General features: G+C 39.7%; 12 protein-coding genes and 3 pseudogenes. 9 read left to right on the top strand and 6 right to left on the bottom strand.

Annotated features, from left to right (window positions below; all coding sequences use genetic code 11):
- The first annotated feature begins 194 nt into the window (after positions 1-194).
- Together IQO02_RS16250 and IQO02_RS16245 are read left to right on the top strand one after the other, a co-directional pair.
- A complete protein-coding gene (locus tag IQO02_RS16250; protein WP_193838592.1) occupies positions 195-485 on the top strand; it encodes a hypothetical protein in 291 nt (96 codons plus the stop codon).
- 130 nt (positions 486-615) lie between these two features.
- Positions 616-873 (top strand): annotated as a pseudogene (locus IQO02_RS16245) (IMP dehydrogenase); the annotation flags it as partial.
- Positions 874-1,347: 474 nt separating this feature from the next.
- Here IQO02_RS16245 and IQO02_RS16240 read toward each other — a convergent pair.
- Positions 1,348-2,832 (bottom strand): dihydrolipoyl dehydrogenase family protein, encoded by a 1,485-nt coding sequence (locus IQO02_RS16240; RefSeq protein WP_016785411.1) that lies wholly within the window; start codon positions 2,830-2,832, stop codon positions 1,348-1,350.
- Between the two features lie 187 nt (positions 2,833-3,019).
- Positions 3,020-3,225: pseudogene (locus IQO02_RS16235) on the bottom strand (hypothetical protein); the annotation flags it as partial.
- Positions 3,226-3,578: 353 nt separating this feature from the next.
- Here IQO02_RS16235 and IQO02_RS16230 point away from each other — a divergent pair.
- The gene (locus IQO02_RS16230) at positions 3,579-4,061 is read left to right on the top strand and encodes a hypothetical protein (RefSeq protein ID WP_016797317.1); all 483 of its coding nucleotides are present in this window, start codon (positions 3,579-3,581) and stop codon (positions 4,059-4,061) included.
- Positions 4,062-4,165: 104 nt separating this feature from the next.
- Positions 4,166-4,294, top strand: a complete 129-nt coding sequence (locus IQO02_RS22380) for a hypothetical protein (RefSeq protein WP_016797318.1) — start codon at positions 4,166-4,168, stop codon at positions 4,292-4,294.
- Between the two features lie 6 nt (positions 4,295-4,300).
- Here the strand turns inward: IQO02_RS22380 and IQO02_RS16225 are convergent, their stop codons facing one another.
- From IQO02_RS16225 to IQO02_RS16215, 3 genes are all read right to left on the bottom strand, one after another.
- Positions 4,301-4,645 (bottom strand): hypothetical protein, encoded by a 345-nt coding sequence (locus IQO02_RS16225; RefSeq protein WP_102282436.1) that lies wholly within the window; start codon positions 4,643-4,645, stop codon positions 4,301-4,303.
- A 23-nt stretch (positions 4,646-4,668) separates the two neighbouring features.
- Positions 4,669-5,064, bottom strand: a complete 396-nt coding sequence (locus IQO02_RS16220; RefSeq protein ID WP_016797320.1) for a hypothetical protein — start codon at positions 5,062-5,064, stop codon at positions 4,669-4,671.
- Between the two features lie 723 nt (positions 5,065-5,787).
- The gene (locus tag IQO02_RS16215; protein WP_016800378.1) at positions 5,788-6,267 is read right to left on the bottom strand and encodes a type II secretion system protein; all 480 of its coding nucleotides are present in this window, start codon (positions 6,265-6,267) and stop codon (positions 5,788-5,790) included.
- Positions 6,268-6,573: 306 nt separating this feature from the next.
- On the opposite strand from IQO02_RS16215, the pseudogene IQO02_RS16210 reads away from it, so the two are divergent.
- The 3 genes and pseudogenes from IQO02_RS16210 to IQO02_RS16200 all read left to right on the top strand — a co-directional run bounded on the left by IQO02_RS16210 (position 6,574) and on the right by IQO02_RS16200 (position 10,496).
- A pseudogene (locus tag IQO02_RS16210) lies at positions 6,574-7,177 on the top strand (tyrosine-type recombinase/integrase).
- A 554-nt stretch (positions 7,178-7,731) separates the two neighbouring features.
- The gene (locus tag IQO02_RS16205) at positions 7,732-9,294 is read left to right on the top strand and encodes a Gfo/Idh/MocA family oxidoreductase (protein WP_046209106.1); all 1,563 of its coding nucleotides are present in this window, start codon (positions 7,732-7,734) and stop codon (positions 9,292-9,294) included.
- Positions 9,294-10,496, top strand: coding sequence for a multidrug effflux MFS transporter (locus tag IQO02_RS16200; RefSeq protein WP_016798965.1), 1,203 nt, complete (start codon positions 9,294-9,296; stop codon positions 10,494-10,496). The genes IQO02_RS16205 and IQO02_RS16200 overlap by 1 nt, the downstream gene beginning before the upstream one ends.
- 544 nt (positions 10,497-11,040) lie before the next feature.
- Here the strand turns inward: IQO02_RS16200 and IQO02_RS16195 are convergent.
- A complete protein-coding gene (locus IQO02_RS16195) occupies positions 11,041-11,946 on the bottom strand; it encodes a LysR family transcriptional regulator (protein ID WP_016767464.1) in 906 nt (301 codons plus the stop codon).
- A 108-nt stretch (positions 11,947-12,054) separates the two neighbouring features.
- Between IQO02_RS16195 and accD the strand changes: the two genes are divergently transcribed.
- Both accD and IQO02_RS16185 read left to right on the top strand, forming a co-directional pair.
- A complete protein-coding gene (accD, locus tag IQO02_RS16190) occupies positions 12,055-12,921 on the top strand; it encodes an acetyl-CoA carboxylase, carboxyltransferase subunit beta (RefSeq protein WP_029189428.1) in 867 nt (288 codons plus the stop codon).
- A 473-nt stretch (positions 12,922-13,394) separates the two neighbouring features.
- Positions 13,395-13,973, top strand: a 579-nt coding sequence (locus tag IQO02_RS16185) for a hypothetical protein (protein WP_193838591.1), incomplete at its 3' end; no start/stop codon positions are given.

The raw sequence follows: 13,973 nt of genomic DNA, 5'->3' as shown, positions 1-13,973 counted from the left end.
TTGTCGCCATGTTGTTTGTTTTTCTGCCTAAAGTTATGATTTTTAGGTATTGATTTTGGCTATTTGTTGGCGAGGAATTCGCACTCAAATACGATTTCTTTGTTAAGTCAGACGAATTTATGCACTAATCTCCTTGTATGAATGAGTACTTGCTATCGAATATAGATTACAAATATGTTTGTGAAGGAAGGTCAATGATCATTGCTAAGGAGTTAGTCCCATTATGTCGCTACATACGAGTTACTATTTCTAAAGTACTTGGCGGGGAGCCCAAAGAGTGGCACTCAGATTCGGAACTGGATAGCTACATAGCAAGTGTAAATATCGATATAGTTAATCGAATGCATGACTTGATAGTGATGCTTGACTACTTCTACGCCTTAATAATAGTAAATACGCCATTGGAAAGTGAAGAGCGTGAGATTTTGGATGTTGCAGAAAGTTTGATTATAGAAGTAAGACGAACGAACATTCCGAATCAATAAAAGTGGCGGCAAAAATGGCGGCATTCATTGTAGAACAGCGTTATTTATGGGTATAAATCGTCATTTTTTACTGTTTTTACACACATGTAATTTAATGTAAGCTATTGATTATATAGTTATTGTTGTATTTTTTGTTAAGTTCTACGGCATGTCGTCTCAGTCGGCTATGGACAAGCACTCAGGTGGTGTTGCTAAGTACCGCGCGGCAGAAGGTAAAACTGTTTTACTTCCATACCGTGGTTCTGTTCACAACACAATTTCTGACATCCTTGGTGGTGTACGTTCAACTTGTACATACGTCGGCGCAGCGAAGCTAAAAGAGCTAACTAAGCGTACAACTTTCATCCGTGTACAAGAGCAAGAGAACAACGTATTCGGTAAAGAGTAATCTGAACAAATTCGAATAGTTTGAAAATCAAGAGCCGCTTTTGCGGCTCTTTTTTTGGGACTTGCAAACACATTTGGGATATCATTGGTGGCTCAGCGACACATCACGAAGAAATGCCTAGTTTAGAAAAATTTGTGCAGCTATTAGACCGTTGAGGCAAATGAACATACAAATAATTTGAGCAGATTCGCAACACTTGGCGCTCTGGGTTAGCAGTGTTTTTTTGAGTGTTTAAGGTGCTACGCAGCGACTTAGTTTGTGTGTTGCTCATGACTTAAACAGGCATTACCCATTTTCTCATCATTCAATGCTAAGAAGGCTATTTATTGAAGTGTGGAACGTGCTAAGCAAATAATAGTGCTGATGCCACAGCCCAAGTAGGGCGGCAACAGCTTCAGCCCGCACAATGCGGCCTGAAGATTATTGGCACTTATACAAACTTTAAAAACACATCACTTTTCCCGTACCATTGCGTTAACCACGTTTCCATGTGTGATATTTTTCTAATAGTTTCAATACTGTCTGCGGTGCGTGATTGCGTTTCCACTCTCCTGCTGCGTACTTATTGCCTTCAGCCCACGTAGGATAGCTGTGTATCGTTCCTAATATTTTATTTAGGCCTAGGCCATGTTTCATGGCTAGCACAAATTCTGCTATTAGATCACCCGCGTGCTCAGATATAATAGTAACACCCAAGATCTTATCTTTACCTCTTGGCGTAATGACTTTAATAAACCCGTCTGTTGAGCTTTCTGTTATTGCTCTATCGAGTTCCTTAAATTCAAATCGAGTCACTTCATAATCGATGCCCTTTTCTTTTGCTTCATATTCATTGATGCCAACTCGTGCAATCTCAGGATCAATAAATGTTGTCCAAGGGATCACTCGATAGTCCACCTTGAATTTTTTAAAATGACCAAATAGTGCGTTGACGGCAGCATACCAACCTTGATGGGCTGCAACATGTGTAAACTGGTATGGGCCAACTATATCACCCGCCGCATAGATATTTGGGTAAATCGTTTCTAAGTATTCGTTAGTCACAATTGTGCGATTAGTTTCAATACCTAGTTCCTCTAAACCGTATCCTTCAAGACGAGCACTACGTCCGACAGCACATAACAACTGATCGTATTCGACCTCTATTTCTTGATCATCATGCTTCACAATTATAAATTTTTTGTCGGCTCGTTGCTCGCATCGAAGTGCTTGATGAGAAGATAAGATATTGACCCCGCTCTTTTTCAGCGCTTGTGTGGCAAACTCAGAAACTTCAACATCTTCACGTATCATGATTCTTTCTGCCATTTCTATTTGCGTCACATTGGATCCTAGACGAGAAAAGGACTGAGCTAACTCACAGCCAATTGGACCTCCTCCTAAAACAACCAGCTTTTTTGGTGCTTCATCAAGCTTAGCGAACTCGGACCAAAGTGTATCACTGGTTACATACCCCGTATCTTCAATGCCGGGTAATGGCGGCACAAACGGACGTGCACCAGTGGCAATTACGATACTGCGAGCCGTTAGTGTAGTTGTCGTACCATCGTCATAGGCTATTTCCACAGTCCAGGGGTCAAGTAACTTCCCATATCCTTTCTGTACCTCTACACCCAAATTCGTATAACGTTCAACGCTGTCATGCGGTGCAACTTCAGCTATAATATCGTGTACTCTTTGCATGACTTTTTTAAAAGAAAATTGAGGAGTGAAGTTGTCTAAACCATAGTGGTGTGAATTTTCTATAGAGTTTGCCATCTTGGCACTCTTAATTATGGCTTTGCTGGGTACACAACCGTAATTCAGACAATCACCCCCCATCTCTCCAGCTTCAATCAAGGTTACTTTTGCCTTAACCGCTGCTGCGATATAACTAGTCACAAGGCCGCCCGCTCCTGCACCAATAACAATCATGTTGCGGTCAAACTTCTTGGGTTTTGTCCAATTACTATTTTTCATCTTTGCACCACCGTTTGTTTAATTTAAGAACTGATCCCTATGACTCATTCTGTTTGTTCACTTAAAATTGCACACTAACTTATAGGTAAATAGAACGGAGTGAATCTGTTTTTATTTCAGTATGAGAAAAATAACAGGTAACTTATTTAGTGGCTTTGCAAAGAATCTATTTTATGGCTAAATAGCCTTATAAAGTGAACAGCATTCGTAATATGCTGCACAAAAAGTATTTGCTCGTTATTTTAGGTGTTGACCATTGTCAATTAGCCTTTGTAGCCCGCTATCGATAAGATCTTTCAATTCGTTATCTTGCTTTCTAACAGCGACGCCAATACCTTTACCAAACCACTTCTCGTCTGTAAATTTAGGGCCGGTAAATGATAGTCCTTGTCCTATTATGTATCAGCGCCAATCGAACTATTTTCAGCCTATTTGTTGGATTGTGGTGGCACAGTTAATTTAGCAAAATCACTGACTCAGTTTTGACCAGAGGCTTCATAGACCTGAATTTTTACACGTGGCATTTACTAACTCAAAAGTGCCCCATTATTCGTTAGATTAGATACCCTACACTTTTTCTGGGGCGTACGTTTTCCCTACTAAATCTAATCCAGTTTGAGAGTGCAGAACATGCTGATTTTGTGCGTGACCATATTTAGCGTTATGATTGGTTGCATATAAGTATGGAATAGCTACGTATAATGAACGTCAATCTTTGAATCAAATAAATCTGTTCGGGAGGAATAGTGAATAGTTACGTTGTACTAAAGAAAGGTGCTACAAAAGTAGCAGTTGATATTGTGATTGAAACCGCTGGTGAGGAGATTCGTGGTTTGCAGTCAGACGGTTTTGAAATTGTGGCCGATAATATCCAAGCTGAAAACTCTCAAGAGGCTCTTGCAAAAACGGAAGAAGTGAATGGTGTTACCAATTCTGAAGTAGATTATCAGTCTAAGTATAAAACGGCACAGTTTGTATCAACGCTAATCAGTTTTTTTGGTTGGCTAACGTTTGCTGTAGGTATATTACTCACTATTGCAGGGTTAGGTTCAGGTAGTGGTCGCTATGGTTTTGATATTTGGCAGGCGATTGCTCTTGTAACTCCAGGGTTCACTACTTTAGTCTCTGGATTATTCCTAGTTGCGACAAGTCAGGTCATGAAGGCAACAGTAGATAACGCTGATCACTCATTTCAGATACTAGTAAAGATCAACCAACAGAAAAACTGATAAACAGTGATTAATATCTAAGATTATGTGGGTGAACTGAAAGAAAGCATGGTTCTTATAGGAACTGTGTTTTCTTTGCTGATCAGGAACTGATAGGGGCGATATTGGCAAAGTCATTTCTGCCCCTTTTCTTGTTAGAAGCTGATGAGTGGCTTCCAACATACGGCACGAGTGTTGCCCAAATTGAGCTTATGCTACAAGGTCACGTTGCAACCCTACCAAAGCTTAAATGAATCTATTCAACCACTAACTAACTTAAAGCGCACTGAAGTCGTTCTTTTAGGCTTGGTTTTTTTGATACCTAAGTTTTTTAAAGCTGTATCGCCTCCGAATTGCTTTACTGCATTAATAAACTCATCGCGCTCATCGTTATCGGTAAACCTCATGAACAAGCCCTCCTTTAGGATTTCATCCGTAATACCTGTATTGTTCGGGAAACCACCTTTTCGTGACTCATTTTTAGGAAGGCAATTGAAATAACCACGTATAAAGCCACCAGCACCACAAACAATTTTTCTCCTAAGTTTACGACCTATTTTAATACGAACAGATTTAGTGAAATGGCTAACATTCTTCAAACTCATGTTGATCTCCTTGTGCCTTGTGATTAGTTTTTATTTTTATGCAGTGATTTGTTTATAAGCTGTTGAACTTGTTTAAGAGTCTCAGTCTGTGAACGTACTATATTTTGAAGACGGGTAACTTCTCTTTGCAGATCTTCGGTTGATTTGTCGAGAAAATAATTATCAACTTGAACAGAATCTATTTCAGTTTGTGTAGTCGCTTGGTTGTCACGTAATTCCGTTAAATTTTCAAGAATTCTTAACAGGTTGAGCCGAGTGATTTCTACCGTATAGAAAGAAATTTTACTATCGTCGTTGTTAAATTTCCTTATCGCTCTTGCTTCTACACCGTATCGTTCCAGCTCTTCGAAGTAACGCTTGAAAGTAGCCTTACCTTCTTTGAAAGCCTTGTTCTTAACCGTCTTTACTAATGTAGCCATACCATCAACCCTCTAGAGACTTAAAATACGCCAAAGTCCATATATATGCTTTATTGTCCATATGTGGCATAAATTAGCACAAGGAAAAACATGTGTAAAGCCATATACGGGTAAGGCCACCTTGATTTGTCCGTATATGGTTTATTTGATATTCCTCTGAAACGCTATACAGGATTTGGGGTAACTCATTAACTTTGAATTTAGTCGAAGGTAGCGCACTTTCTACAACAGAAATGTTTGATTCAATGCGAGATGACCATCTTTAGAAACCGAGGCTAATTGTGGTTTGGGATACTAGAAGTTATTCTAAAGGTAGAGATCGGCTAAAAAACGTAACTCAGTTCTGTCCAGAAGTGTTACGAAGGTCTAATACGCTGTGTGATCAACAAGCATTTCTGTCGAACCGTAATGACCAGTTACTCAACTACCAATCCAGATAACTGATGTTTCTGATCAGACTTTATTGTCCTCCGATATGAAGTTAAAGTGGATTTAATCGGTGCATATTTGGAAGAAAATCAACGAGTGCCATATTTTCAATATAGGTAGTAAAATGAAGGGGCCAACTCTACTTATTGGTTTAATGGTTATGTGTAGCTTTGGGGTGATTCTTTTTGGAAGGCTTTATAAGCTGTGACACATAAAGCGCCCCCCGTACGGTAAGTATTGCACTCGTTAGTGACGAACCCATACGCGTATTAGCAAAGCAGAACGTTTGCAGACCTATAATTCCTTACAACTTGTACCGGAGATAGTAATCGTAGGCCTTTCCCCTTTATTTGCTTCCTTGTATATGAGTTTACATATAGTAGCGTTAGATTTTATCTCATCAACGCTCATGTCATTTGTTTGATTGAAAAAAGTAAAAATCACAGGGTTTGAGCTAGAAAGCATCCAGTCGGAATTTTCATCAATATTAATAACCCGCTTTAAGTTTCTTTGAGTATCTTTTGGATATCCCCAATGGACTTCTACGCCAGAAGCAAGCTCTGCTTCTTCTTCACTTTCCAGCTGCTCAATAGCGGCTTTTCCATAAGTAATATCATTCGCCGTTTCTAAATTAGACTCTAACCCTTGCATAGCAGAAAAACGGGAATCATTCTGAATGTTTAGAAACCGAGGAGCAGCTGTTACGGCAAGAATGCCGATAACAACGATGACCGCAACTAACTCAATCAATGTGAAGCCGATTAGTTTTTTCAAAATGCATCACCCTGAATGGTTTATAAACAAACACTTTATCACAAATTCTTCCCGCAACTAGTATTGATGGGATACGTATGTTCAATATATGTAACAGCGAAAATTTACCCTCCAAGTGACTTCAGAAAATGTAGCAGTAAACACTTGTTACCAGGTTACCTGCTTCAGCCAGACAGAATACAAAGCTAAGTAACTTCCCATAACTGTAGCTATCCATGATTTGCTAATTCATCAAATCTACTGGCTCATTTTTGTCCAAAATCCTTCCAACTACAATCGTGATGACCAATCAAAAAGGAGGTCATCATGGTGGTTTTCAACAAAACGAAGCGTAGTGGCGTAAAAAAACCTTTTCGGCTTGAGGAAATTTGGCGGATCAGAACCAGATTAGAAATTGAAAATAATTTGATGCAACTTGCGTTGCTCAACTTAGCAATTGATAGCAAGCTTAGAGCGAGTGACTTACTCGCTCTCAGAATTTGCGATGTATCTTCGCAAGATAGGATATTTAATCGCGTTAAGCATATCCAACTAAAAACAGACATTGAAGTTCAATTTGAGATAACGTCAAGAACTCAACAAAGCCTAATGAAATGGATTTTGATTGCTTCACTAAGCAGCCGAGATTTTCTTTTTCCAAGCCAAAGACGTGAGCATAAAGCTATAAGCTATAAGCTATTCGTACTATCGCTCTCTAGTTAGGAAATGGGCGTCAAACCTTGGATTAGATCCGAACCTGTATGGCACTCATTCGATGAGACGAACGAAAGCGACACTGGTCTATGCAAAAACTAAAAATATTCGAGCAGTGCAGCTTTTACTGGGACATACAAAGGTAGACAACACGATCCGCTACCTTGGTGTTGAATTAGAAGATGCATTGCTACTTTCAGAAGGCACTGATTGTTAGTCGAAATGAACCCTATTTAATAGGGTTCACATTGTCATCGACAAAGTTATGCCCCAAGACGTGTTTAGAACGCATGAAACCACCATGAGATTTATTTGTGAAACAGCCTGTTTCCCAATTTGTGCAACAGGCTGCTGCACAAATTATTCTGAATCAAAAATGCCCCAAACCTTTTTAGAACCTACCTTCCTAAATTTAGAAAAAATTGAGTAATGCTCTTGGTCAAAATCAAATGAGTAACAGTTTACCGTTAAATTATGAAACAGCTTGTTTTGCAAAGTGTCCAACAGGCTGTTTAGGAGAGATTCAGACAAGAGGAAAGCTATCTGAAGAAGGTGAACTCTTTGGGTTGATGAATCAATTTTATTCGTATAGGAAGTCGTTTTAACATTAAAAATCACAAAATTGTCAATAGGAAGTGTAAACGTTTACATGTTTACAAGCTAGTTTTTATTTGAAACCATATTTATAAATGATGCAATTAGAGTTATTTTGTGGAAACGTTATCACAATGCGAGGCTCGTTAGCTACACGGCTTTAGTTGGACATTTAATTTGATATTCACAACAAATTGGCTAAAAATAAAAATGAACGAAAACAACAAGAAAATTAACTTCCTATTGATTGGATTCGGTCCACATTCCAAACGAATCTTTCATCCTATCTTCGAGAATATTACTAACGATTCAACTTTAGTTTTGAAAGCTGCAATAGACCTGAAATCCAAGCAAGGTCGAGTTGAGAAGTACCTTGATGGTAAGGTAATGCAGCCCGAAATGTACTATCTAAACAACGATGAACCGGTCCAAGATCAGCTAAATACCTCTACTATAGAACTGCTAGACTCAATCGTAGATAAACACTCTATCAATGCGATTATCATCGCCACTGAACCGCTAGTACACCGAGCCTATGGAACCTGGGCGTTAAGAGCGGGTCTTCCTGTCCTAATGGATAAACCCATTTCCGCAAATATGAATGTATCTTCTGAACTTAGCAGCGCTGAAAAGATTGCAGAAGATTACTATTTCTTGAACGATGAATACGAGAAGGCAAAGGAAAAAGATCCAAACATAATTTTCTCTTTGCTTGCTCAGAGAAGATACCAAACAACCATAGAGCTTATCCGTAATGAGATAAGTAACTGCTTTGCAAAAACGAATTGCCCTGTAACGAACATCCAAACCTTTCACTCTGATGGTCAATGGAGAACCCCTACTGAATGTGTAGAGGAAATCTATCATGGGTACAACCAGGGTTACGGTAAGTGCTCCCATACTGGGTATCACTTCTTTGATATCGTTCCTTACATACTTTCTGCTGGACTCAGTGAGTCAAAATTTTATGAGCATATCGAAGTATTTTCACATGCTGTTAGACCGTTAGATGTCCTATCTCAGTTCAATCTTGAGGACTATGAAAGGCTGTTCGGTGCGGAAGAGTTTTCCAAAAACAATCCGCACAGTGAAGCAGAACTTCATGAACTTATGCAGGATTTAGGTGAGGTAGACTGTCAGAGCAGTATTGCATTCAAAAATGGCAATAATGTGGTTACAACAGCTTTGCTTAATCTAACTCATAATGGGTTTTCTCGCAGGAGCTGGCCTTCTATCGAAGGAATAGAGCTATACAAAGGTAATGGCCGGGTTTCTCACGAATCGCATATTATCCAACAAGGGCCGTTCCAAACCATTCATTTGCACTCATACAAGTCAGATGACTCTAATGAAAATGCTGATAGCAACGCAGAAGTAGTTGGAACAAAAAGGCACATTGCAATTTTTATCTTTAGAAACAATAAGCTGATCGGCGGTAAACCTACAGAAGTTATCAGACTTGATGACATTGAAAAGTTAGAGGGTGAGTCTATCGGGCTTCTTGGTAAGCCAAAGAGCAAGTGCTTCTTTGAGTTTGTTGAAGCTTTACGTGGAGAAATCACTAGAGAAGAGATGAAGTCTGACTTTAGTCAACATGAGCACGGAGCCGTCCTGGTCTCAGCAGTTTATCAATCTATGTGTAATCAACTGACAGGGAGTTCTCCGCTAATCAAAATGCCTCTAGAAATGACTGGTGACAATACATCTACTTTTAATGCTCAAAAGGTTAGGGTTTGCTAATGAAAGAAAAACTATCATATTCTTTTTGGCTTTTTCCAATCGTAGCTGTTTCGTCATTAGGGTTGGATATTTTTATCCCTGCACTACCGGCAATAAACGATGCTTTTGGTGCAAGCCAGCAATCAACGCAATTACTCATAAGTGTTTATGTGTTTGCCTTGAGTATTGGACAGCTAATATTCGGGCCTTACATCGATAAACATGGGTGTCAAAAAGCATTTAACATAGGTATTACGCTTTGTGCAGCCGCTTCTGTTGCTATTGTTTTTAGCGAGTCTCTAAGTTTATTGGTACTGATGCGCTTTGTTCAGGGCTTGGGTGCTGGTACGGTCGCTGTATCAGTTTTCTCTAGTGTGCCAAAGATTTTTAAAAAGGAAATAAGCGGTAAAGTATTTGGCCTCTTTAGCAGTGTGCTCAGTATCGTGCCGGTTTTGGCTCCACTATTAGGAGGCCTCTTAACGGCGGTGTTCAACTGGGAAGCTTGCTTTTCGTTCTTAGCAATCTACATGATATTTTGCATCTTAGTTAATAGGTATAAACCTCTTCCTTCAAAGGTCGACGTTAACCAAGATACTTCTGATGCCGGAAGGAACTTGTATGCAAAATTACTTACTACCCGGAGTTTTATTATTGGCTGCATGGCTTGTTCATTGGGTTTCTCCACACAGTTGGTATTCTTCTCAAGTTCACCACTAGTAATCATCGAACAGTTTGGTATAGGTACAGAGTACTTCGGTTTGCTTTTCGCTATTAATGCTTTCTCAATCACTGCAGGAAGTCTTTTAGCTGTAAAACTGATTGGTAGATGTAGCGAAGAATCAATCATCAAAGCTGGCTCTGTTATTCTGTTGGTATCTGGTTTCGGTTTTAGTGCCTATCACTTTATGACGGATGTCAATGTTTGGCATTTCATGGCTCCAAGCTGTTTAGGAAGTTTTGGGTTTGCGTTATTGATGTCAGCGGGAACAACATTAGCTTTAAGTGAGTTTTCTCAACAATCTGGTAGAGCTTCATCTCTGAATGGATCTGCTCAGTTGATTGTAGCGTCTCTATTCTCATGGTTAGTGATCAATTTCTGGGATAGTGAATGGAAAACAATTACCATATTCTACGTATTTGGCGGTTTGATGATTTTTGGCTCCACGTTTTTGCGAAAACCCATGAATCGAGTTAAAGCTACCTGCATCCAACCGAGCAAATAATAGTTCAATTTGAATGGCCAAAGACAATTTTGGCCATTTTTTGGGGAGATTTAGTATAGAAACTGCGCAAAAATGACCACTGTAAGTAAGCGGTGGCCATCGTGTTTTAGATACCAAAGATTATCTGAAGGATAAACCCCGTTCGAAGTGTCTAAATGTTTCTGTCCAGAATCTTCACAGTTGGCATGTCGTAACTCAGAACTGCCCCAAGACGTGTTTAGAACGCATGAAACCACCATGAGATTTATTTGTGAAACAGCCTGTTTCCCAATTTGTGCAACAGGCTGCTGCACAAATTATTCTGAATCAAAAATGCCCCAAAGCGCGTTAACGTAATTACTCAGTGGCGGATCTCGTGCCATTGAAATCACCGTACTTTTACTCATAGTTACCAGTTAAGAGGCCGTGACTGAAAACTCACACTCCCGAGCATCGCACGGCCTATACCCAGTAGCCGTACTTTTGCATAAAAATTCATATAGCTAGCCATTTATTACAAAAGAGGTGGCTAATACAAAGTCTGTCATCAGAACTACTCTTGTATCTATGTACCTTTATCTATGTTTGCTTGGTGCTGTAAGTGTTCGATAAACATCGGGATCTTTTTGGCCAAGTGTTTTCTGGAAGCATAAAAGACATACAAAACTAGATCTTCAGGTTCATACTCCAGTTCAACGATTTCCAAAGAGCCAGCATCTATCTCATTAAGGCAGGATTCGATTGGTAGTATAGCGAAACCCAAACTAGCTAATGCACCTGATTTGGCAAGATGTCCACTATTAACTTTAAATGAGGACTGCACCTTCTGGGTAATTAGCTCACCTTTAACGTTTTTGAAAACCCAAGGAGTACCATTTAATGCGGTAAAACTATTGATGCAAGGAACGTGTTTCAAATCAGTAATCTGAAAAGGTCTGGGAGAGGTCTGTAGAAGTTGAGGGGATGCTACAACAACACTTTGCCAACGTTTAACTTCCTTAGCTACCCAACTGTTGTCTTCGAGCTTTCCTCTGTGAAAACTTAAAATGACGTCAAACCCATCAAGTAAATCTTCCTTGGGACTAATGCTCGTATCACAGCACAATGAAATTGAGGGATGCTGGGTACAAAAAGAAACCACTGCTTTGGCTAAAGCTGGAGAATCAGGCATTAGGACTTTAAGTCGTCCTATTACTTCATGAGAATGAAGGGTCACTTCCTCAAGTGCATCATTAAGTTTGTCCAGCAGCGGCTGTGTTCGTAAATAAAGATGTTCTCCTGCATCTGTCGGAGCAATTCGCCGTGTAGTTCTGTCAAATAGTCGTGTATCCAATCGCTCTTCCAGCAAAGCGATATGGCGACTGACGTTTGATGTCGGCAAGCTTAGAAATTCCGCTGCACGTTTAAAGCTGTTGTTCTCGTAGACACAATGAAAACTTTTTAACCACTGCTGGTCAATCTTATCTAACATTTCGTTTAATCCCATAATATTGGATTATTAAATCTATAAGCCATACTTTATTACCAGAAACTGGCTTATACAATACCCATTACTGAAGTCGTATGGTAAAGGTGTCCAATGAGTTGGTTAGAAAAGCTATTAGATAAAAAGAATATAATCCGTACACGCAAGGCGTCGATCCCAGAAGGAGTATGGACTAAATGTCCCTCATGTGACCAAATCCTCTACCGCATGGCTCTTGAGGAAAATTTGGAGGTGTGTCCTAAATGCAATCATCATTTGAGAATGTCGGCACGCCACCGCTTAGACAGCTTTCTGGATAAAGGAGAACGCGTTGAGATTGCCAGTGAATATGAACCACAAGATTTACTGAACTTTAAAGATCTGAGACGCTATAAGGAACGCCTTGCTGTAACCCAGAAAAGTACAAGGGAAAAGGATGCCTTAGTTGTGATGGAAGGAAAGTTGCTGGGCTTACCTGTTGTTGCCTGTGCTTTCGAGTTTTCTTTTATGGCTGGCTCAATGGGTTCTGTTGTCGGCGCTCGTTTTGTCCGTGCGGTTGAGGCTGCTATTGATGCAAATTGTGGATTAGTTTGTTTTTCTGCCAGCGGTGGTGCTCGCATGCAAGAGTCCCTGATGTCGTTAATGCAAATGTCTAAAACCAGCGCAGCGTTAAATCGTTTGTCCAGTGCAAGTCTCCCTTATATATCTGTATTAACAGACCAAACATTGGGTGGTGTGTCAGCGAGTCTAGCCATGCTGGGAGATATTAATATCGCGGAACCAAAGGCAATTATTGGGTTTGCTGGGCGTCGTGTCATCGAGCAAACCGTTCGTGAGAAGTTACCCCAAGGCTTTCAGCGAAGTGAGTTCCTTTTAGAGCATGGCGCTATCGACATGATTGTAGATAGACGTGAGATGCGCAAGCGAATTGGAGGGCTAATAGCTAAGATGACTAATACCACTATTCCACTGGAAACATAGTTTATAGGTTCTGTAACGAAATTGAGCTAGCAAACTAGAATGATACTCACTGAATACTTGCATAAAAATTTTGAGCAAAGCATGGTTACGATGCTCGTTATTGTCCAGAATCTTCCATCTTAGGCACTGCGGAAAGCGGTGCTTGATTGCTTTTTGAGATACGAGAAGTTATCTGAAAGCTAGATTGTAGAGTATTTACGTTAACTTGCTTTTGTCCAAAAATGAGCTGCCAGTCATTGAACGACAGTGTAATCACCAAGCGATTCTGTCGTATTAATTACCAAGTAACTTTGTCATTACGTTAACTACAGAGAGAAAATGACCCAGAATAGGCAGGGAGTGTTAATACGATAAAAGTTCTACTTATACGACTTTCTGATCTATAACACAGTATTTTCTATACTTAGGTGAATGCGTGTTCACGTAAGTATAAAATAACTAAGTTATTGTATTTAATTTAGAAGGATTTTTAAGTGCTCGACGTGATCCAAAAATTAGTTCATTTTTTCCTAATAGCGATATTTGTCTTTGTCTTGGTGGTGTTATTTTTATCTAACCCACTTATGGGTATCGCTGTTGCCGTAGCTGCAGGTTTAATCTTTTATAAAGTTAAGTTGGCGACGAATACATATAACTTTTTCTCTAAGTCGAATTCGGGTAGAACAAGCATTGCGTCGACGCCATGTCATGGCAGTGAACTAACTAAATCAAAGAAAAGCTCTTACGAAATAGTCATTGAGAACAGCAAAGATCTTGAAGGTCGGTTAGCTAAAGTTGGAGCTACAGGTAAAGGGTTGCATGAAAAAACATCTTCAGTTTCTGCGATGCTTGCTCCAGAGCTTGTCAAAGAGTTAAGAGCTGTTGCGACGATCAGAAATAAACTAATCCATGAAGAGGATTTTACCCTCACTCAACGCGAGTTAGATGATTTTGAAGATCTAGCATATTCAGCATACAAACAGCTAAGAGACATTCCAACTTTACCTAAAATATTAGCTCATCACTTTACTTGTTCCAAATGTATGAAAACGGATATTGCTCATATCACAATG

Origin of the sequence: Vibrio sp. OPT24 (assembly GCF_015163545.1) — a bacterium.
Taxonomy (GTDB): Bacteria; Pseudomonadota; Gammaproteobacteria; order Enterobacterales; family Vibrionaceae; genus Vibrio; species Vibrio cyclitrophicus.
This window is presented reverse-complemented; position numbering and strand designations above follow the sequence as displayed.